Genomic DNA, 22,085 nt, shown 5'->3' with positions numbered 1-22,085 from the left:
ATCAGTCACTGCCCCGAATTGGTCTCGACCACCTGCGCCGGCGTCCTAAAATCACTTCCGTGACAACGGCGCCCACGACTCCCCAGGATGCGGTGACGGATCCTGCTCCTTCCCTCCCTTCTCTTGATGTCGCTCCGGGCTCTGTGGTCCGGGTACGCGACGAGGACTGGCTGGTCACCCAGGTCTCCACCACGTCTGACGGCATGCTGGTGACGGTGCAGGGCCTGTCCGAGCTGGTTCGGGACACGACGGCGCAGTTCTCCGCTGGTCTTGACCACATCGTCCCGGTGGGTCCGCGCCACACCCGGGTCATCGCGGACACCTCCACTCATCACCGGCTCTCGCGCCTGTGGCTGGAGGCGACGCTACGCAAGACGGCGCTCCCAGCGACCTCCACCGACCTGGCCGTGGTCAGTGACGTCCTCGCCGACCCGCTGGCCTACCAGCTGACGGCGGTTCGCCAGGCCCTGGACCCGGCGAACCTGCGCCCGCGTATCCTCCTGGCTGACACCGTGGGCCTGGGCAAGACCCTGGAGATCGGCATGATTCTGGCCGAGCTCGTGCGCCGCGGCCGGGGCGACCGCATTCTCATCGTCACGCCCCGTCACGTGCTCGAGCAGATGCAGCACGAGATGTGGTCGCGCTTCGCCCTGCCCTTCGTGCGCCTGGACTCGGTGGGCATCCAGCGGGTGCGCCGTTCGGTACCGGCCTCACGCAACCCGTTCTCGGTGTTCCACCGCGCGATCATCTCCATCGACACGCTGAAGTCGGACCGCTACCTCAACCATCTGCGCAAGCAGCGCTGGGACGCGGTCGTCATCGACGAGTCACACAACGTCACCAACAAGGGCACGCTCAACAACCGGCTCGCGGACATTCTGGCCCGTCAGACCGACGCCCTCATCCTGGCCTCGGCCACGCCCCACAACGGCAACCCGAAGTCCTTCGCCGAGCTCATCCGTCTGCTGGAGCCGACGGCGGTGCGAGCGGACGGCACCCTCGATGAGGAGGCTGTGCGTCGCCTCGTCATCCGCCGTCACCGTCACTCCGACGAGGTGCGCGACGTCGTGGGGGGCCGCTGGAAGGAGCGCCTGACTCCGGTCAACAAGCTGGTGGAGCCCTCCCCGGCCGAGGACGCGGTGGCCGGCGAGCTCTCGCGCACCTGGCTGCACCGTTCCGACGGCGCCACCCTGCCCGGAGGCCGGAAAGCGGGCTCGCGCGGCGACTCCCTGTTCGCCTGGACCCTGGCCAAGTCTTTCCTGTCCTCACCGGCGGCCCTCATCCAGACGATCGACGAGCGCCTGGCCCGACGCCGCAGCCGGGCAGCAGCCGGCTCCGCCCCGGAGCCCTCGGAGCAGTCACAGACCCTGACCCGCCTGCGCGAGCTGGCCGTGGAGGCCAACACGACGGCGTCGGGGAAGTATCAGGCGCTACTGACCGAGCTGCGCCGCATCGGGATCGGCCCCAGGTCAACTGAGCGCGTCGTCGTCTTCGCCGAGCGCATCGCGACGCTGACCTGGCTGGCTGAGCACCTGCGTGAGGACCTGCGCCTGCCCGCCGACGCGGTGCGGGTCATGCACGGGAGCCTGTCTGACGTGGAGCAGCAGGAGATCGTGGAGCAGTTCCGCCAGGCTCACACTCCGGTGCGCGTCCTGGTGACCGGCGACGTCGCCTCGGAGGGCGTCAACCTGCACGCCCAGTGCCATGAGCTCATCCACTACGACATCCCCTGGTCGCTCATCCGCATCGAGCAGCGCAACGGCCGCATCGACCGCTACGGCCAGAGCGTCTCACCGCAGATCACGACCCTGCTGCTGAGCCCATCAGACCCGCGCTTCTCCGGCGACGTCCGCGTGCTCACGCGCCTGATGGAGAAGGAGGATCAGGCGCACCGGGCCCTGGGCGACGCCGCCTCTCTCATGGGTCTGTACTCGGGCGAGAAGGAGGAGGCAGCGATCCGCGAGGCGCTGGCGGCCGGGCAGGATATTGACGACGTCGTCCCCGACGCCGACGACGCACTCACTCTGGACCCCATGGCCGCCCTGTTCGCGAAGCTGACGGGCACGGCCGAGGCCCGGGGCGACGACGCCGCTGCACCCACCGGCGCCGAGGACTCCCCTGCTGCTCCAAGCAATCCCAGCGACCCGGCCGGTCCGGCCGCCCCCACACCACCCGCTGCCCCGCTGGCGACGTCGACGCTGTACGAGACCCAGCTGGACTATCTGCGCCAGGCCCTCACCGAGCTCTATGAGCGCCCCGAGGAGCCCGAGCAGCGCCAGACCGGCGGCGGGGGCGTCTCGTGGCGCGAGCACGGCACGCAGCACGTGGTGGAGATGGTGCCCCCGGCGGGGCTTCGCCATCGCCTGTCGGTGCTGCCGCAGTCCTACCTGCGTGAGCGCCGCGTCCAGGAGCACCTCAAGCTAGCGACGACGCAGACGAAGGGCGCTCGTCTTCTCACGGAGGCCCTGAGTGACTCTTCGGACTCCTCCTGGCCAGAGGCTCACTACCTGGGACCGCTGCACCCGGTGCTGGACTGGGCCGGCGACCGGGTTCTGGCCAAGCTTGGCCGCTCCTCAGTGTTCGCGGTGCGCGGCGACGTCGACTCACCGACCGTCCTGCTGCTGGGGACTCTGACGAACCAGGCGGGCCGGACGGTGTCGATGGTGTGTGTCAGTATCGCCTTCCCCTACTTGGACCTGGCGGCCGCGCAGTCGGAGCTGGATGCGGGCCGGCCGGTCGAGGCGGTGCCGATCGGGCAGGTGCACGACTCCCCCACCGCCATGTTCGAGGCAGTGGGCATCTCCCGCGAGCTGCGGAACTCCGGGCCGGTGACGCAGACCAGCCTGCTGGAGGCGCTCATCCCTCCGGCGGTGGATACGGCTAGGGACCACATGAGACTGACCCTCGACGCAGCGGAGGAACAGGCGACGGCTCGGGTTGAGGCCTGGGCGGAACGTGCGAATACCTGGGATGACGAGGCCGGTCGCCTCATCCAGAACCGCCACCTGCGCGAGCAGCGGATCACGGTGGCGCAGGAGCACGAGCTCAGGAAACAGCACCTGCCCGCGCACACGCTGGTGCGCCCGCTGCTGGTGGTGGTGCCGCAGGACTTCGGGATGGAAGGGGATCTCTGATGGCGGTGTCGGATGCGCTGGTCGTCGGCGAGGACTGGATCAGCGAGCACTACTTCACGACCGACGCCACCAAGGAGTCCTTCCTGGCGCGCGTGCTGGAGCGTCGCAAGGAGTGGGAGGCCCTGGAGAAGCCGGCCGATCCCGGTACTGCCTCGACGCCGACGCCTCGCTCCCGGTTCCGTTCCGAGCGCTCCCGCTTGGAGGAGCTGCTGGCGGCCCTGCCCGCCGACGACGCCGGCTCCCTGACCGGCGCCGCACTGGAGGCGGCTGGCGAGCTCGACGCGCTCCTGCGCGAGATCCTGGGCTTCACGTCGTCGGAGTACCGCCGGACCGAGCGGGGCCCGGTGACCCTGGTGAGGCCGGTGGGCGATGAGGGCCCGGCGCCGCTGGCGCTGCTGCGCGCCCGCCCGGTGACCACGGTGGAGGACCTGCTGGTCAAGGAGGCCCTCACGCTCGCTGAGGCCTGGGAGCCGGTGGATCTGGGGGACCCCGACGCCCCGGTGCTGGAGGGGGCTGAGCCGGTCGAGTCGGTGTCCCGGGCGCTGTCGACGCTCATGACTGATGGTCACGGCCCGGCCTTCGCCCTGGTCCTGGCGGGCCAGTGGGCGCTGGTGGCGGAGCGGGAGCGGTGGCCGGAGGGGCGCTGGCTGGCGGTCAACGTGCAGCTCGTCGTCGAGCGTCATGAGACGACGCGCGGCGGCGAGGTGGAGCGGGCCCTGACCTGCCTGGATGCCCGCTCTCTGCTGCCGACGGCGGAGGGTGAGACGTGGTGGGCGGCCACCTTGGAGGACTCGGCGGCCCACACGGTGGGGGTCTCGAAAGACCTACGTGAGGGCGTGCGCTCCTCCATTGAGATCCTTGCGAATGAGGTGGTGCGCCGTCGCGCCGCGCGGGGGCTGGAGCCGCTGCCCCAGGAGCGTGCGCAGGATCTGGCCTTGCAGTCGCTGCGCTACATCTACCGGATCATCTTCCTGCTGTATGCGGAGGCGAGCCCTGAGCTGGGGGTCCTGCCGGTGGGCGCCACCGAGTACGACGCCGGCTACGGCCTGGATCGTCTGCGCGAGCTGGCCTTGAGGGAGCTGCATGAGGAGTCGGCCCTGGCGGGCACGCATATCTATGAGTCCTTGGACCGGCTGTTCCGCCTGGTCGATGAGGGCCACAATGAGCAGGTGCCAGCCGCCGACGAGGGTGGCTTCGATGGTCTGGTCTTCCGGCCGATGCGCGCCGACCTCTTCCGCCCGGTGGCGACCGCCCTCATTGACGAGGTGGGCCTGGGCAACGGGGCCCTGCTGCGGGTGCTGCGCCACCTGCTGCTGACCAAGGAGAACAGCAAGAGCGGCCGAGGCTTCATCTCCTATGTGGAGCTGGGCATCAACCAGCTGGGCGCCGTCTACGAGGGGCTCATGAGCTACTCGGGTTCCTTCGCCACCGAGCGCCTGTGGGAGGTGGCGCCAGGCGGTGACGCCTCGAAGGGCTCGTGGGTGGTGCCTGAGGACGTCATGAAGGGCCTGGAGGAGAAGGACTTCGTGACGGTGGAGGATGAGGTGACGGGTGAGCGCCGCAACGTCACCTATGAGAAGGGTCAGTTCGTCTACCGGCTCTCCGGCCGGGACCGGCAGCGCTCGGCTTCCTTCTACACCCCGGAGGTGCTGACGCGTTTCACGGTGCAGCAGGCGCTGGAGGAGTTGTTGGATCAGGACGGGCGGACGACGACCGCGGAGGAGATCCTGCACCTGACGGTGTGTGAGCCGGCGCTGGGGTCGGGGGCCTTCGCAATTGAGGCGGTGCGCCAGCTGGCGGAGCAGTATCTCTCGCGGCGCGAGCGCGAGCTGGGCCGGCGCGTGGACCCTGAGGAGCGCCCCCGGGAGCTCGCGAAGGTGAAGGCCTTCATCGCCTTGCACCAGGTCTATGGGGTGGACCTCAATGCGACGGCGGTGGAGCTGGCGGAGGTGTCCCTGTGGTTGGACACGATGGTGGAGGGGCTGGCGGCCCCGTGGTTCGGGCTGCGGCTGCGGCGCGGTAACTCCCTGGTGGGGGCGCACCGGGCCCTGTACTCGACCTCCCAGCTGAAGAAGAGGGCGTGGCTGTCGGCTGCACCGATGCCCGAACCGCTGAGCCAGGTGGCGGCCGTGCTCGACGACGCCGATGCCGCCTCCCGACACCGGATCGGTGGGACGCTGGATGTCTCGGGGAGCATCCATCATTTCCTCCTGCCGGCCAAGGGCTGGGGCAGCGCAGTGGAGGTCCCCAAGCAGGTGCGGGACCTGGTCGATGCCGGCCGGCTTAAGGCCCTCAAGACCTGGCGCAAGGAGATCACGAAAGCGCTGAGCACCACTCAGGCTTTGCGGCTGACGGCCCTGGCCCGGCGCGTGGAGGTCCTGTGGGAGATGACCCTGCGGCGCCTGCGGGTGGCGGAAGCGGAGGCCTCGCGGCGCATTGACCTGTGGGACCGCGAGACGCAGGACGACGCCGGTTCAACGGTGTCCCGCGAAGACATCGAGGCCTACCTGGCGGCACCGGGTTCGGCGTACCGGCGGCTGCGGCTGGTCATGGATGCGTGGTGCGCCCTGTGGTTCTGGCCGCTTACCACTCAGGTGACGCCGCCAAGCCTCGATGAGTGGCTGGGTGCCCTGGAGGGGCTGCTGGGTAAGCAGGTCAAGGACGCCAAGGGCACCGACGGAACCCTGGTGGATGCTTCCTCCTGGGCGGAATTGGAGACCATGGAGGAGGTCGAGCTCGGCCTCGCCGGAGCCCGCAAAGTGCAGTCGGTCGTTGACGAGCACGAGTGGCTCACCGTGGTCCAGAAGGTGGCGGAGACTCAGGGGTTCTTCCACTGGGAGCTGGACTTCGCCACCGTCTTCGCCCGCGGAGGCTTCGACCTCCAGGTGGGGAACCCGCCGTGGGTGAGGCCGACCGTGGACCTCAACAGTCTTCTCTCCGATGGCGACCCCTGGTGGTCACTCAGCAATAAACCGTCCGTTTCAGTCAAGAAGGAGCGCATGCCACTCACTCTGGCTCGCCCTGGAGTCCTGCGCACGGTTCTTAACGGAACCGCCGAAGTCATTGTTCTCTCTGAGCTCCTGAGCGACCCAACGGTCTATCCGCTGCTGAGCGGCCAGCCGGACCTCTACCGCGCCTTCATGTGCCAGGTCTGGGAGCACCAGAGCAAGCGAGGCATCTCCTCCCTCATTCACATGGAGACTCATTTCACCGACGCCAAGACCCCAGAACTACGCGCCGCCACCTACCGGCACCTGCGACGCCACTGGCAGTTCATTAACGAATTAAAACTCTTTGATATTCACGACCTGGTTCGTTACGGCATACAAGTCTACGGCGCAGAGCATCCACCATCATTCCTTCATGCCGCATCGCTCTACCACCCCGAGACGGTAACACGTTCTCTCATGCATGACGGCAGCGGACAGGAGCCCGGCTTCAAGGATCCCCACACTGGCTCCTGGGACCTACGACCCCACGCCTCGCGGATTCAAAATGTCGGCGAGACAGTTCTTCGAACGTGGCAGGCCGTAACCGAAGCGGACGACTGGCACTCTACTCCGTTGGTCTCCACCGTGAACTCGGCTGCATCTCGCACACTCGCAACATTGGCTTCGCAACCACGCATCAGCACTCTCAACCTCCAATTCTCATCCGGATGGCACGAAACGTCGGACTTCGAGAAGGGACGCTTCACCAAAACCTGGGGAACAGCCTCCTGGGAAGCCGCCATCCTCCAAGGGCCTCATATTCACGTCTCTACTCCGCTGTATAAGCAGCCTAACAAGACGATGAAGCACAACCAGGACTGGACCTCAACCGATCTAGAAGCGCTCCCCACAAGCGCTCAGCCCGTCACCCAGTACGAGCCTGCCGGCGACCGCGACACCTACGATCATCTCTACACCCACTGGAACGACTCTTCCGCCCGCGACCACTACCGCATCGCCTGGCGAGCCATGGCAGCCAACACCGGCGAAAGAACGCTCATCCCAGCCATCATTCCCCCTGGAGCCGCCCATCCAAACGGAGTCTTCTCCTCAGGATCTCCGAGCCTCTCACCATCGGATCTCGCGACTCTCCAAGCAGGCTCATCCTCTCTTCTTACCGACTTCGCCCTTCGAGCACTTCCCAAGTCCGGTATTTACTTCCCCGACTTCTCTAGACTACCCACTCTACCCCACAACAACCCTCTCACCGCACGTGTCGTCCTGCGCACCCTTCGGCTCAACTGCGTCACCGACGCCTACGCGGACCTGTGGGCAGAGTGTTGGAATGATTCGTTTGTGACTGATTCACCGATTCTGGAGCGTTATGACGAGCGTCCGATTGACCCGAAGTGGACGGCGAGTACACCCTTGCGTCGGGCGGAGGATCGTCGCAACGCACAGGCGGAGATCGATGTCATGGTAGCGATGATGCTGGGCGTGCCAATCGAGGATCTGTGCACGATCTACCGCACTCAGTTTGCGGTGCTCTACGACTATGACCATGGCCGCGGCCAGGGCGCCTATGTCTATGACGCGAAAGGTCGCCAGCTGCCGACTCTGGTCCGTCGGGCCTGGGAGAAGCGTCAGCGCCCCACCTCCAACGAGGACATGCCACTCTCCGAGCGCACTCACACCCACCCCGGCTCTGGCGTCTCCTACGTCTACGACCTCCCCTTCCGCATCCGCGACCGCGAATCCGACTTCCGCCGCATCCACGCGGCTCTCCTCCTGTGCAACAGTTCTCAGGTGAAGTAGAATGACATTCACAGGTCGATTTGACATGATCGGAGAATAGCAATGACTGACACTTTCAAAGGACTAGAAGGACAACTGGGCGATGCCAGAGAAAAAGTAGATGTTTCAAACGTCAGTTTTTCCGTACGGGAAATTGTCAGGATGTACACCGATGATGAACTCATCATAGCACCTTCCTACCAAAGAAAATACCGATGGCCCACACAAGTTGCCTCCCGGTTCATTGAATCTCTATTTCTCGGACTACCAATCCCTCCTATTTTCGTCGCCACCAACGATAACTTCACCTGGGAAGTTGTGGACGGTCTTCAACGCATTTCAACACTGATATTATTTCTTTCCAATAGTTCAGAAGTTCGCTCACGGGTTTCAGCGAAAGGAGGATCGCCACTCAAATTAACAGGGCTCGACGAACTCACGCAACTTAACGGAATCACATACTTCGACCTCCCCCGCCCAATTCAGTTGTACTTGGCAAGGCAACCACTTCAAGTAATCGCCCTCACCGACAAAAGCGACAAGAACGTACGATTCGACCTGTTTTCACGCCTCAATACCGGAGCCATCTCGCTCACACCTCAAGAGGTTCGCACTGCGGTTTACGGCGGTACGTTCATGTCATTCATTGAAAAACTCAGCGAAAATGAAAATCTAGTGTCGCTCCTCAAACTTCAGAAAGCCAATCAACAAGATGGCACAACTGCTGAACAAGTACTAAAGTTCTTTGCTTACAAGAATAATTCCGAGCATTTCAAAGGCGCTGTCGCAGAGTTCCTCAATAAGTACACCGAAGGTGTCGAGAATCACGCTTCCGGTTTTGAGTTTACATATTCGACGGAAGAAACTATATTCACCGAGACCATGGAGTTTCTCGCGAACATTGTCGGCGGACCATTCCTCAGGCCGAGCACTCACATTACTCCTCTCGTGCAATTCGAAGCAGTTACTGTTGCCGTGGGAACGTTGATTCAGGAAGGAGTGACTCCATCAATGCCACCGGAGAACTGGATGGACGACCCTGCACTAGTGTCAGCAAGTTCAGCCGGAGCCAACACTAGATCTAAACTTGCGCGGCGCATCGAACGCGCAAGGGAACTCTTTTCCGGGTGCGCCTAATATGCAGATTGACCCTTATGTGCGAGCGGAAGAGGCGAGAGAGAGACTAGAGAAATGGAGGGCGATATTATCTGGAGCGAGTACGGGACGCGATAAATACACAGATGAAATGCTAGCGGAACTTCTTGGCAGTTCATCAGTAGCAACAATGGCGGAACTTGAAAGTTTCATGAGAGATCTTGTAGACTCCATCAGTAGTGCCATTAATGATGCACAGTATCCCGTAACTTCCCTTTGTTCGGAATTACACATTCTTCATGCACACAGTAAATTTACTTCAATCCAAGACCTCAGAATACATAGTCGGAAATACTGGTCATCACGTCTCGAGGTTGCACAACTGCACACAAGTAATGAAATTGCTTCACTTCCAGGAGCCGCGGATGAGAGTCCGCAACCTCCATTGCGCGGAAGCACGATCGACATTAGGAGTATATCAGAAGTAGCGGAAGTGTTCTGTTTTCCTCACAAGAAGTCACTTATTTCTGGAAGCCAGCAAGGATCGCTACATAAATTACACGGATATCGAAATGGTTTTGCCCATGCAATAGTTCCTCCACTTACATTATTTCCAGATCCCCATAAAGAAATAATGGATACACTTAATGACATTAATAACATATTGGACGTACTCTATGTTTTAGCCAAAGAATGGGATTCAGTGATCACCCAGAAGCTGTTTCTTAAGTCCAGCCATCGCCAGATTTTGATTAATTCAGATGACAGCAATACGTAGAGGTACTTAGTTTATAGAACACGGTGCCGGCTATGGGGTTGATTGATTCTTATTCACAGGCACGCCAGCTAGTTACGTTTACCATATCGTGAGGCTTATTCATAGGGGTGTTTAAGGGGGGTGTGTCGCTAAGTAGGGTGGCGGCTTGCTCTTGAGAGAGTTTTGGTGTCTAAGCCAGCTCAACCAAGAACAAACCGCCGCCATGAATAGTAGCACGAGGATCACTCGCAGCGAGGTTGTGGACCTGTGCGAGACCATTCACGCCGAGAACCCCGACCTGCCGGCGTTCGGGACCCGGGTGCTGGGCCTGTTCCTGTGCGTGCGCCTGACACTGACATACCTGAGGCACAACCTGCCCCAGGGGCTTGTCGCCGAGGTCTACGGCGTCTCGCAGGCCACCGCCTCCCGAGTCATCACCGCCTACACACCCCTGATTGCCCAGGCTTTGGAAATCAGTGTGCCGACTGTGGAGGACCTGGGCCCCACCGTGCAGCCAATCATCGACGGCACCCTGCTGGAGTGCTGGTCCTGGAAGAATCACCCCGAGCTGTACTCCGGCAAGCACCAGACCACCGGAGTGAACGTCCAGGTCGCCTGCACCCTGTCAGGAACCCTGGCGTGGGTGTCCGACCCCCACGACGGAAGGGTCCACGACACCGAGGCCCTGCGCCGCTGCGGACTGCTTGACGTGCCACCCGCCGACCTCCCGGACGGGGCGCCACCACCGCAGCACATCGGCGACAAGGGGTATATCGGGCTGGGAATGATCACCCCCAAGAGAAGACCCGCGAACCTACCGCTCCACCCTGATGACAAGGCCTACAACACCACCGTCAACCAGGTCCGCTACAAGATCGAACGAGTCATCGCCAACATCAAGACCTGGCGCGCCCTGCACACCGGCTACAGAAGACCACCAGAAACCTTCCCGGAAACCATCACAGCCATCCTCGGAATCATATTCACCTACACCCTATGAATAAGCCTCCATGAGTTTCTTGTGCCACCAAAGTCTTGACACAGAATTTTCACCGCTCCCAATAACATAACAGGCCCTTCACGTTTGAGGGTGTGGCAGGTGGGGCTTATCGGCAAGTTTAGGTGCTTGCTTTCAGGTGGTCTTTGAGGCGTTCGGTGTGGATGAGGCTTCGGATGGTGTAGCTGGTGAGGTTGCGGAAGCCCAGGGCGATGCCGTGTAGGTTCTCCAGGCGCTCGGTCTGGCTGTCGGTGAGCAGGCCGGCCCGGTCAGCGGGGTGCGCCTGACCCGGTGCCGGTCACCTGCACAACCCCGCTATCCTGTGATCGTTCGTTGGATGCGGCGGCGGCACGGAGGCGTATCTGCGCGACCGCAATTTTTGCGAGAGCGGGATCGTCGACCGTGGCCACAGGATCCGGGCCATCCCCGTTGTTGGCGTTCTCGATCTCGTCAAGCATCTCTTCGGTGGGCTTCATATTTCACTTCCTCCTCAAGAACTTCTCGCGCGCAGACATAGCATGAAAGATGAAGCCGTCATCATTGGCACCGGTCTCGATCAAGCGGCAGAGTGAACGACCTCTATGAGGAGGACACAAGTCACCGGACAGAAGGTCTGGCGCATGTGCCACCCGTGCAGGCACCCGTAGCTACCTTCGACGGTAGACCTCGCGACGGTGACCGACAGCGAGGACGAGGACCACCAGTACCCCGTCGTCGATCTCGTAGATGATGCGGTAGTTGCCGGTGCGTACGCGCCACTCACCATGCCCGCCAACGAGCTTCTTGGCGCCCGCCGGGCGGGGCTCCTGAGCAAGCAGCTCAACGACAGCCTGAATCCTGCGTTGGGTGCGGCCATCCAGCTTGCGCAGTTGACGGGCCGCGGCCGGGCTGAACTCGATCCGGTAGGTCATGCGAGCCCAAGGTCAGCCTTGACCTCGTCCCAAGGGATGGTGCCGTGCTCTGCGATCTCAGCGCGAGCGGCGTCGGCCGCCTCGATGTCCGCAAGGTCCTCCGCAGCCTGGGTAAGCCGCTCCAGGTCGTCCGCATCGATCACCGCCGCTACACGACGGCCCCTGCGGGTGAGGAACACGGGCGCATGAGTCACCCGGGCGTCGTCGATGACATCGGCGAGCTTGTTGCGCGCAGCGGTAACAGTCATTTCGATCATAACGGACATTATGGACGAAAAGTGCAGAAACGTACATAACGTTACTTGCAAGTGTCTCAGCCCTCACGCAGCCTGCGGTAGCCTCTGACCTGCGGGATCACTCCCGGAACAACGACGATCCGCACGAGGTAGTGCCGGCCCCGGCAGACACCACTCCCGTACACCATTCGCCGCTATCCACCCCATCGCCCATCACCACCACGCTCCAGCTATGACGCTCCTCCTCCCTAGCCTCCAGGCCGAACGCATCCGGCGGTCCATCGTCGACTACCTCTCGACGACCTTCGCCCTCACCGACGCCGAGCCGCGGCGCGTGCTCACCGACTTCCTGGAGGACGAGCATCAGGGAGTTTTCGTCGGCCCCTTCGTCCGCCTGCGCCTGCCCTACCTGGCGGCGAGCGCCCGCCCCGGTACAACCGACCCAGCACACCCCGCCGACCGTCCCCTCGACTGGGACCCGGGCCTCACCCCTTACCAGCACCAGGAGGACTCCTACCGGCGCCTGACCACTAAGGGCGGCCACCGCCCTGAGCCGACCATCGTCACTACCGGCACCGGCTCAGGTAAGACCGAGTCCTTCCTCCACCCTGTCCTCGACCACGTCCTGCGCGCCCGAGCCCAGGGAGTCACCGGTATCAAGGCCCTCATTCTCTACCCCATGAACGCCCTGGCCTCCGACCAGGCCAGCCGCCTCGCCCGCCTCATCACTGAGGATCCCGCCCTGTCGGAAGTGCGCGCCGCCATCTACACCGGGGACTCCTCCGCCAGCCCCCGCAAGCACGTCACCGCCGACTCCCTCATCACCGACCGCTACGTCATCCGCGACAACCCACCGGACATCCTGCTCACCAACTACAAGATGCTCGACCAGCTCCTCCTGCGCCCCGAGGACCGCGAGCTGTGGCGGGCCTCAGCCGGGTCGCTCACCTACCTGGTCCTTGACGAGTTCCATACCTACGACGGCGCACAGGGCACCGACGTCGCCATGCTGCTGCGGCGCCTGGGCCTGACCCTGCGCGCCCACCTGCCCGCCGACGACCCCCGCCAGGAGGCCTTCGCCTCCGCCCCGCTCGGCCCCGTGTGCCCTGTGGCCACCTCCGCCACCCTCGGCGACGGGGCAGACCCCTCCCAGATGCTCGCCTTCGCCTGCGACGTCTTCGGAACCGACCTGCCCACGAGCGCCGTCGTCACCGAGACCCGTGCCGACCTCGACCAGTGGGCCGCCACGCACCGCCAGATTGCCCAGACTAAGGGCCTGGCCGGCCGCGCTCTGCGCCTGCGCTCCCTGCCCGGTGAGAACCTGCAGGCCCTGGCCCGCCTCGCCGAGGCCGGCTCCCCCAACCCCGAGGAGCTGCTCCGCGACGTCGTCGCCCACCTCTACGACCTGCCCGAGGAGGTGGAGGACACCCTCGACGCCGCCGGCCTCGCCTCCGCCCTCCAGGCCCACCCCGACGTCCTGGACCTCGTGCGCGCCGCCGAGCGCTCCACGCCGCTGGCCGACCTCGCCCGGGGCCTCCTGGGCCCCGTCCCCGAGTCGGGTCTGGCCCGGCGGGTCCTCTCCGCGATCCTGGCGGCCCTGTCCGTCGTGCGCGCCGGACTCGACGGCAAACCCGACCGCAGCGCGGTCAACGTGGAGGTCACCCTGTGGATCCGGGAGGTCACCCGCGTCGACCGGGCCCTGAGCTCCCTGCCCTCCTTCCGCTGGGCCGACGCCGCCTCCGAGCAGACACAGGTCGAGGAGCCAGCGCGCCCCGCCCTGTACTGCCGCTCCTGCGGGCGCTCCGGCTGGGGCATCGTCCTGGCCCCCACCGGCCAGAAGGAGAAGGACGACCAGACCCACGTGCGCCGCGACCGCAAGACCGGCGACCCCCGCTTCCGAGCCCTCCTGCACGCCCCCGGGGAGGACGCCGACTACCGAACCCGCACCGAGGCCGGCGAGATCAACCTGGAGGCCCGCCACCCCGGGCTGCGCTGGTACTCCATCAACAGCCGCGAAATCCTCACCCGCCGCCCCGCCCAGGAAAGCACCGAGGCCAAGGAGGGCCTCGTCCTGCCGGTCCTCATGCTCACCGGGGACGAACGCAGCATCACCGAGGACTCCACCAACGACGTCTGCCCCTCCTGCGGCGCCAAGGACTCCATCCGCTTCCTCGGCTCAGCCGTCGCCACCCTCCTGTCGGTGTCCCTGACCACCCTGTTCGGCGACGACGCCCTCGACAACACCGAGAAACGCGCCCTCATCTTCACCGACTCCGTGCAGGACGCCGCCCACCGCGCCGGCTACGTCAACCAGCGCTCCCACACCATGAGCCTGCGCTCAGCCCTGCGCGGGGCGCTGCGAGCGGAGATGCCCATCGAGGAGTGGGCCGAGGCCGCCCTCGACGACGCCCAGGCCAGCGCCTTCGACCGCTACCGGCTGGTCCCCGCGGCCCTGTCTGAGCACCAGCGCTTCAAGCACTACTGGGACCCGAAGGCCCCGGCCTCCAAGCGCAGCCGGGCCAAGCCGCACGTGCGCCGTCGGCTCCTGTTCGACATCGCCCTGGAGGTGGGGCTCCAGTCCACCTACGGGCGCACCCTGGAGGCCACCGGCTCGGTGACCGTCCACGTCAGCGCCGGGCGCGCCAACGCCCTGGTGACTCTGGCCCGTCAGGCCCTCGGGACCGACCAGCAGGGCGTCCTCGACGGTTTCAAGGACACCAGCGACGCGGCCCTGCTCGCCTGGGTGCGCGGCACCCTGGAGCACATGCGCCGCGAGGGCGCCATCGACCACGAGTGGCTCTCGCGCTACAAGCGCGACGACGGCAAGCGCCTGTGGATCTGGTACAAGCGCAACCGTCACCAGGGTCAGCCGGCCTTCCCCACCGGGCGCGCCGCCCCGGCCTTCCCCCAGGTCGGCGGCGGCCTCGACACCCGCAAGTCGGCCTTCGCGCCGGTGGGCTCCTCGAAGTCCTGGTACGCCACCTGGGCCCGCAAGTGCCTGGGGGTCGTGCCCACCCACGCCTCCCGCCTGGCCTGCGCGCTCCTGGCCCACCTGGCCGAGGCCGGGATCCTCAGCGTCACCACCACCAACTCCGGCGGCACCGTCTACGGGCTGCCGGCCGGCCGCGTCGTCGTCTCCCCGCTGCGCGAGACCACGCGCGAGGCCCTGCTCCTGGTGTGCGACACCTGCCGCACCCAGCTGCCCGCCGCCACCGCCACCGTCGACCAGCTCGACGCCGCCCCCTGCCTGGCCGCCACCTGCCCCGGCCACCTGAGGGCCCAGCCGCACCCGGCCGAGAGCTTCTACCGCAGCATGTACGCCGGGGCCCACGTGCGCCGGGTCGACTCCCACGAGCACACCTCCCTGCTCGACGCCAAGGAGCGCGCCGACGTCGAGACCGGGTTCAAGCGCCCCACGCAGGTGCCCGGCGACCCCAACGTCCTCGTGGCCACCCCCACCCTGGAGATGGGTATCGACATCGGGGACCTGTCCACCGTCATGCTCGGTTCCCTGCCGGCCACCGTCGCCTCCTACGTACAGCGGGTGGGCCGCGCGGGCCGCCGCAGCGGCTCGGCGCTCGCCCTGGCCTACGTGCCCGGCAGGCGCAGCCAGCTCCCGATCCTTGACGCCCCGGATCGGCTCCTCAACGGCTCCGTCGCGCCGCCGTCGACCTACCTGGGGGCCGAGGAGATCCTGCGCCGCCAGTTCCTGGCCTCCGTCATCGACACCCTCGCCCGCGAGAACCACCCGGCCATCCCCTCCGGCGGCCACGGCGGCGGCACCGCAAAGACCGCCCTGGGCGCCACCGGCGAAGGCTCGCTCATCACCACGCTGTGCGAGCGGATCGAGCGCGACGGCGCCCTGCTGGCGCAGGCCTTCACCGCCGCCTTCCAGGAGCGCACGCCGGCGCTCGACCGCCTGAGCGCCTGGGTGACCCAGGACTCCGGCGCCGGGCCTCGGGAGATGCTCCAGCGCGCTGCGGCCGAGCACCGCGCCGAGTCCGAACAGCTCCACCGCCAGGAGCGCCAGATTCGGGAGGCCCTGCCCGACCTCAAGGTCGCCGCCGAGCGCCCCAACGCCACCGAGGAGGATCTACGGGCCCATCGCTCCGCCGAAGGAGCCCGGAAGGCGGCCGAGTCCCGGATCTTCGACCTGGATCGTGAGCACTGGGTCTCGGCCCTGGAGCGCCACGGCGTCCTGCCCAACTACACCCTCATTGACGACTCGGTGCGCTTGTCCGCCCGCGTCTCCTGGCGCGACCCGGACAGCGACGAGTTCCACTCCGAGCCCTGCGACGTCGACAGGGCCTCCGTCCACGCCCTGCACGAGTTCGCCCCCGGCGCCACCTTCTACACCCGCGGCCTGGAGATGGAGATCGAGGGCATTGACGCCTCCGACCTGAGCAACCAGGCCCAGTGGTGGTTCTGCTGCAAGGCCTGCGGCTACATCGATGCGCGTGAGCCGCAGGAGACCCGGCCCGCCGCGCCCACGGAGTGCCCCCGGTGCCGCGACACCGACATTGCCGAGGTCGGACGGGCCCGGCGGGTCCTGCGCCTGAGCCGGGTCTTCGCCGACGTCTCCCAGGACGACGCCCGTATCGGGGACTCCAGCGACGAACGGCTCCGCACCCACTTCGAGGTCCTACCCCTGGCCGACTTCGACCCTACCCGCGCGGTGCGCCAGTGGAACGTGGAGGCCTCCGGGTTCGGGGTGACCCGCTACCGCGGCATGCACCTGCGCTGGCTCAACACCGGGCGGCCCCTGGCCGGCCAGAGCGTCGACCGGATCTCCGGCAACGCCCTCTCCTCGCGGGACTTCCGCCTGTGCGAGGCCTGCGGCAAGCTCGACACGGACACGCGGGCCTCCTCCGCCCGCGAGCACCGGCCCTGGTGCCGCTACCGCAGCGACTCCGCCGAGCACGTGATCGCCGTCGACCTCATGCGCGAGCTGAGCACTGAGGCACTCGCCTTCGTCCTGCCGCTGGGTTTCGCCACCGACCGGGTGGGGGTGGACTCGCTGGCCTCCGCGATCCTCCTGGGACTGGAGATCACCACTGGCGGCTCCCCCGACCACCTGGGCATCGCCTCCGTCCCCCACCCCGTGGCCGGCGGCGCCCCCGGTGAGACCCGCCCCGCCCTCCTGCTGCACGACACCGTGCCCGGAGGCACCGGTTACCTCACCGACCATGACGACTCCTCCCGGCTCTGGAACCTCCTCATCCACACCGGCCAGCACCTGGAGAACTGCCCGTGCCGCGCCGAAGGTAAGGACATGTGCCCGGACTGCCTGCGGCCCCACGCCGTCTCCGCAGAAGTCACCCGCGCCGCAGCCCTGCACGCCATCGGCCAGCTCCTCGGACTGGAGACCACCGGCAACCAGGACACCGAGGGCGTGTTCGCCGAGCTCGACCCAGAGGTCCCCCTGTGGGAGGTCACCGACGAGGCCGTGCGCGCTGGCACCGGGGAGAGCCCCCTGGAGGTGCGCTTCCGCGCCGCACTCGCCGAGCTCCTGAGCAAGCAGATGGCCGTGCGCACCACCAGCGACCCCTCGGGCGCGCCCGCGTTGGAGATCGACGGGGGCCGCTGGCGGATCCGTCCCCAGCTTGACGCCCGCGGCACCCGCCCCGACTTCACCTGCCTGCGCCCCGGCGGTCGCAGTCCCATCGCCGTCTTCACCGACGGCCGCAACTTCCACGCCAGTCGCAAATACAACCGTCTCACCGACGACGCCGACAAACGTGCACGCCTGCGCGCAGCCGGCTACCGGGTCATCTCCGTAAGCGTCGAGGACCTGGACGGGCCGTGGAACCCGGCCTGGCTGAATGAGGACACCGTCGCCCAGCTCAAGAACGGCTCCCTGGGGGCCTCGCGCGCCGGCGGCGTCACCGACCAGGCCATCGACGCCTGGCGCGGGGGGCCAATGGCGCTGCTGGAGACGATGCTCAGCGATGACAACGAGGACCCCGAGACCAGTCCGACCACCGCCGCTCTGGCGGCTCTGGCCGACTCCGCCTGGGGGCCGCTCATCGTCGGGGCCGCCGGCCACCTGCCCCTGGGACAGAACGCATCCCTGCGGTACTCCTCCACCCAGGGCGCCGGGGCGGACCCGCTGTGGGAGGCGTTGCGTGTGCTGCGGCCTGAGACCGAGCTGCCCGAACCCGCCGGCGCTGCTGATGCCGCAGGCGCTCCTGCGGCATCGACGCACTCCGGTTCGGTTTTCGCCATCCCCCACCTTGCCCTGGCGGTTCAGCTCACCGGTACCTCCACCACGGGGATGGCCCTCGTGCTTGACGACTCCGATGAGGCTTTGGGGAGTCCCGAGCACTCGGAGGCCTGGCTGGCATGGCTGCGGCTCAGCAACGTGCTCGCCCTGACTCAGGTGCCCGTGGACATCACCACGACCAGCCGGGCCCTGGCTGAGCTGCGCGCCCGCGCCCAGGCCGAGGTCACTGTTGCCGACGTCGCCGGCAGCCCAGCCGCCATGAGCGATCTCGGTTGGGACGACGTCGACCAGGACCTCACCCCCGAGCCGATCCTCACCCTGCTGCCCCATCTGGCTGCGGCCGGCCTCCCCCACGAGGGCGACGGCGTCGAGGTCGGCGGCATCATGACGGACCTGTCCTGGGCTGCGCCCAAGGTTGCTGTCCTCGCCGAGCCGCTGGACGGCGACGAGGAAGCCCTGACGGCTGCCGGCTGGCGCGTCATCGTCACCGGCGACGATCCGGCCCGCACCGCCACCGATATCTGCGCGCTCATCCCCGAGCTCCTGGAAGGACACTGACATGGCCACGATCCTGTTGCCCAGCAGCAAGACGAAGGACGCCACCGCCAAGGACCCCTCCCTCAGGGCGAAGATCGGGCCGTTCATCAGCAAGCTGTCCACCATGTCCACGAGCTCGGGGCTGCACCTGGAGCCCATTCGTGGATCGCGGGACCGGCGTGTGCGTACCGCGCGCGTCACCGACTTCTACCGGGCCGTCCTGTTCGAGCTCACCGCCGACGGCGAGGTCGTCTACGTCATCCACGGCATCTGGCCACATGACGAGGCCATCAAGATTGCCGAATCCGTCACCGTCCACGTCAACCCCCGCAACGGCATCACCGAGGTCGTCAACGTCGGGGACCTCATCGGCCTGGATCCCCGCGCCGTCGAGGAGGCGCGACGCACAGCCCAGGCCGAGCTCGCCGCCGCCCAGCGCGAGGCCGACGAGATCGCCCGCGAGACGGCCCGCATCCAGGCCGCCAACGCCGAGGCGCGCCGTCGCAACGAGGAAGCCAGAGGAGCCGACGCCGGTTCCGCGCCCACCCAGGCACCTGGCGAGCCGGTTGGGACGGGGGGCCAGCGGGGCGAAGGCGGAGCGGTTGCCGGAACGGCGGGGGCCGCTGCCGTGCCGGGCGCCGTCGTCGTTCCCAGCCGGGACCAGGCACCGGTGTGGCCCGATGGGCTCACCGTGGAGATGCTGCACGACGAGCTCGGTATTGACGTCCGACTCGGCGCAGCGGCACTGGCGGCGCAGCGCGAGTCCCAGCTCCTCGACCTGGCTTCCACCGCCCGGGTGTCCTGGCAGGGCGAGGCGCTGCTCAACCTGGCTACGGGGGCGACGATCGAGGAGATCCGTGAGGACTTCGGGCTGCGGCCCTCACGTGACGTGTCCGCAGAGCCCACCGACGCCGACCTCATCGCAGGTCTGCGCACCCGCGCGGCGCGCTCGACCTTCACCTGGTTGGAAAGTGACGAGGACCTGCGCCGCGCCATCGAGGGGCTCAGCTTCGCCGAGTGGCAGCTCTTCCTGCACCCCCAGCAGCGGGCCCTCGTGGAGCGGCGCGCGAATGGTCCCATGCGTGTCTCGGGCGGCGCCGGAACCGGGAAGACCGTCATTGCCGTGCACCGCGCCGTCGAGCTGGCCAAGCGGGACAAGGCTGACGGGCAGGAGCCGCGGATCCTGCTGACGACCTACACGCGCAACCTCGCCGACGACCTGCGCCGCCAGATCGCCCAGCTCGAACCACGGCTGCCCTTCACCGAGAGGCTGAGCGAGCCCGGAGTCATGGTCAGCGGCCTGGACCGGGTGGCGCGCATGATCCTCCAGCAGGCCGGAGCCAGGATCTCCCCCATCGCCCAGGAGGTCATCGGCCAGCCGCGCGGGCGAGTACTCACCTACCCCAGGGAGAATGTGTGGCAGGAAGTCCTCACCCTCATGGGCGATGAGCTGCCCGAGGGGCTGCGTTCCGCCGACTTCCTGGAGTCCGAGTACGAGCTGATCGTGCTACCCCAGCGCGTCACGACTCTCAAACAGTACCTGCGCGTGCGCCGACCAGGGCGAGGCGTGGCCCTGGACCGGTCCAAGCGGGCCGCCGTGTGGAAGGCGATGGAGCGCTACCGAGACCGCAGCGCCGACCTGGGCGTAACCTCCTTTGACGAACAGCTCGCCCTGGCCGCAGCCTGGCTCGACCAGGAGGCAAACCTCGGCACACCCCGACCTTTCCGACACGTGCTCGTCGATGAGGCGCAGGACCTCACGCCCGCTCACCTGCAGCTGCTGCGGGCGCTGGTGGAACCTGGCCCGGATGACCTGTTCCTGGCTGAGGACTCCCACCAACGCATCTACGGCAAGAAGATCACGCTGAGCCACTACGGGATCCAGGTGCGCGGGAGGTCGCGGCGGCTGACGCGCAACTACCGTACCACCCGTCAGAACCTCGATGTCGCCTTCGGGATCCTCGATCCCGGCACCTACGAAGACATGGAGGGGCAGGCAGAGGAGCACCACTACGTCTCACCGCGCTCCGGACCCGAGCCGCTGCTGCTGCACGCTACCGACCGCGCCGATGAGCTGAGCAAGGCCGCTGAGCTGCTGACGGTGTGGCTGGAACAGGACCGAGACAGTGAGGACAGCGCTCCGGAGACAATCGCCGTCCTCGTGCGTGACCGCTACCAGCGCGACGCCGTCGTCAACGGTCTGGCCCAGCACGGGATAGAGGTGCGCGCCGTGGACCGGGAAGCGGCCGGTCGGGGCAGGCCCGTAGTTATGACGATGCACCGCGCCAAGGGTCTGGAGTTCCGCAAGGTACTGCTCTTCGACGTCTCGAGGAAAGCGATCCCTCGGCCACTGCGGGACCAGCAGTACTCCGACGCGGACCGCGACGATGCCCTCCTGCGGGAGCGCTCACTGCTGTACGTGGCCGCGACCCGCGCCCGGGACCAGCTCGCCATCTCCTGGAGCGGCGAGGCCAGCCCCCTCATCACCGCCCTCACGCCCTAGGTTGTGGTCTCTCAGCTGCATTTTCACGCGCCGGGCACCACATGCCTCACCCATCGAGGACGCACCATCAGGCTCACGGACTGCATCCCTAGGATCAGTCCTCAGCCCCTATGGTGCGTCCTCGTGGTTCGGTCGGTCAGGGCCGCCACCTGCGCACCCGTGCGTCCGTCAGGGCCGCCACCCCCGCGCATGTCAGGTCCTCCACTGTCCGGCTATCCGCGTACGCCCCCGGCGAAGTGCCGACCCCCAGTCACCAGGCAGCCCCTCCTCCACCCCTTCTCAGGAGTCCTCGTGTCGGCAGCCTCGCGCCTCTGAGACTCCCAGCCCCTGGAGGAACGTCGGGGCCGTGTTGGGCAGCATCCGCAGGCTCACTGAAGGCCCACCGAAGGCCTCCTGGGCGCCCTCCATGGGGCTCTTGGACCCCGCGTCCCATATATGGGGTGTGCGTCACCACGCCCCTCCCCCGGTGTCTGAATGGTGTTCGTGACCATTGACGTTGTACGGTTGCCCCACGACATATTTGACCAGGAAGAGCGCGCCCACGTGCGCGCCGTGACACGTTGGAGGGGGTCGAGCCTATGGGGCGCGGCCGTCAGAAGGCCAAGGCAACCAAGGTTGCCCGTAAGCTCAAGTACTTCAGCCCGGAGACTGATTACAAGGCTCTGGAGCGGGAGCTCGTCTCAGCGTCCTCGGGATCTGAGCCTGACGACGAGATCGACTACGAGGAACTGGCCGCCAAGTATGCCGTCGACGATGATGACTGGGACGAGGGCGGCAACTAGCCCACCCCAGTCGAGGAGGGCCGGAGGAAAGCACCTGCCGGCCCTTCCGCGCGCCTACGAGCGCGTGAGTCGAGGCCATCCGGGCAGCCATCGGTGTCACTCTCGGCGACTTCTCACTCCCGAACCGAACCGCCTGTGTCGCATCGACCCAGGCCAGGGCGGTGCTGCCCTGGCCCGTTGCTCCAG

11 protein-coding genes are annotated in these 22,085 nt (G+C 66.5%); 8 read left to right on the top strand and 3 right to left on the bottom strand.

Annotation, left to right across the window (positions count from 1 at the left end; all coding sequences use genetic code 11):
- Positions 1-59: 59 nt before the first annotated feature.
- The 5 genes from FBF36_RS02210 to FBF36_RS02190 all read left to right on the top strand — a co-directional run bounded on the left by FBF36_RS02210 (position 60) and on the right by FBF36_RS02190 (position 10,710).
- A complete protein-coding gene (locus tag FBF36_RS02210) occupies positions 60-3,134 on the top strand; it encodes a helicase-related protein (protein WP_225792437.1) in 3,075 nt (1,024 codons plus the stop codon).
- Positions 3,134-7,879 carry a DNA methyltransferase gene (locus FBF36_RS02205; protein WP_138137111.1) on the top strand — a complete coding sequence of 1,582 codons (4,746 nt, stop codon included), beginning with the start codon at positions 3,134-3,136 and terminating at the stop codon, positions 7,877-7,879. The genes FBF36_RS02210 and FBF36_RS02205 overlap by 1 nt, the downstream gene beginning before the upstream one ends.
- A 42-nt stretch (positions 7,880-7,921) precedes the next feature.
- Positions 7,922-8,995 (top strand): DUF262 domain-containing protein, encoded by a 1,074-nt coding sequence (locus FBF36_RS02200; RefSeq protein WP_009393567.1) that lies wholly within the window; start codon positions 7,922-7,924, stop codon positions 8,993-8,995.
- 1 nt (position 8,996) lies between these two features.
- A complete protein-coding gene (locus FBF36_RS02195; RefSeq protein ID WP_009393564.1) occupies positions 8,997-9,731 on the top strand; it encodes a hypothetical protein in 735 nt (244 codons plus the stop codon).
- Positions 9,732-9,933: 202 nt separating this feature from the next.
- A complete protein-coding gene (locus tag FBF36_RS02190; protein ID WP_225792436.1) occupies positions 9,934-10,710 on the top strand; it encodes a transposase in 777 nt (258 codons plus the stop codon).
- Between the two features lie 266 nt (positions 10,711-10,976).
- Here the strand turns inward: FBF36_RS02190 and FBF36_RS02185 are convergent, their stop codons facing one another.
- The 3 genes from FBF36_RS02185 to FBF36_RS02175 all read right to left on the bottom strand — a co-directional run bounded on the left by FBF36_RS02185 (position 10,977) and on the right by FBF36_RS02175 (position 11,875).
- On the bottom strand, positions 10,977-11,183 hold the full coding sequence (locus tag FBF36_RS02185) for a hypothetical protein (RefSeq protein WP_009396114.1): 207 nt from the start codon (positions 11,181-11,183) through the stop codon (positions 10,977-10,979).
- Positions 11,184-11,354: 171 nt separating this feature from the next.
- A complete protein-coding gene (locus FBF36_RS02180) occupies positions 11,355-11,618 on the bottom strand; it encodes a type II toxin-antitoxin system RelE family toxin (RefSeq protein ID WP_009396112.1) in 264 nt (87 codons plus the stop codon).
- Positions 11,615-11,875, bottom strand: coding sequence for a type II toxin-antitoxin system Phd/YefM family antitoxin (locus tag FBF36_RS02175; protein ID WP_225792435.1), 261 nt, complete (start codon positions 11,873-11,875; stop codon positions 11,615-11,617). The genes FBF36_RS02180 and FBF36_RS02175 overlap by 4 nt, the downstream gene beginning before the upstream one ends.
- 211 nt (positions 11,876-12,086) lie before the next feature.
- Here FBF36_RS02175 and FBF36_RS02170 point away from each other — a divergent pair, with 211 nt between their 5' ends.
- From FBF36_RS02170 to FBF36_RS02160, 3 genes are all read left to right on the top strand, one after another.
- Positions 12,087-18,635 (top strand): DEAD/DEAH box helicase, encoded by a 6,549-nt coding sequence (locus FBF36_RS02170; protein WP_138137109.1) that lies wholly within the window; start codon positions 12,087-12,089, stop codon positions 18,633-18,635.
- A 1-nt stretch (position 18,636) separates the two neighbouring features.
- A complete protein-coding gene (locus FBF36_RS02165; protein ID WP_138137106.1) occupies positions 18,637-21,117 on the top strand; it encodes a UvrD-helicase domain-containing protein in 2,481 nt (826 codons plus the stop codon).
- Between the two features lie 578 nt (positions 21,118-21,695).
- Positions 21,696-21,899: a DUF3073 domain-containing protein gene (locus tag FBF36_RS02160; protein ID WP_009395313.1), complete on the top strand. Its 204-nt coding sequence runs from the start codon at positions 21,696-21,698 to the stop codon at positions 21,897-21,899.
- Positions 21,900-22,085 lie beyond the last annotated feature (186 nt).

The organism is Actinomyces sp. oral taxon 171 str. F0337 (genome assembly GCF_005696555.1).
Classification (GTDB): domain Bacteria; phylum Actinomycetota; class Actinomycetes; order Actinomycetales; family Actinomycetaceae; genus Actinomyces; species Actinomyces oris_E.
This window is presented reverse-complemented; position numbering and strand designations above follow the sequence as displayed.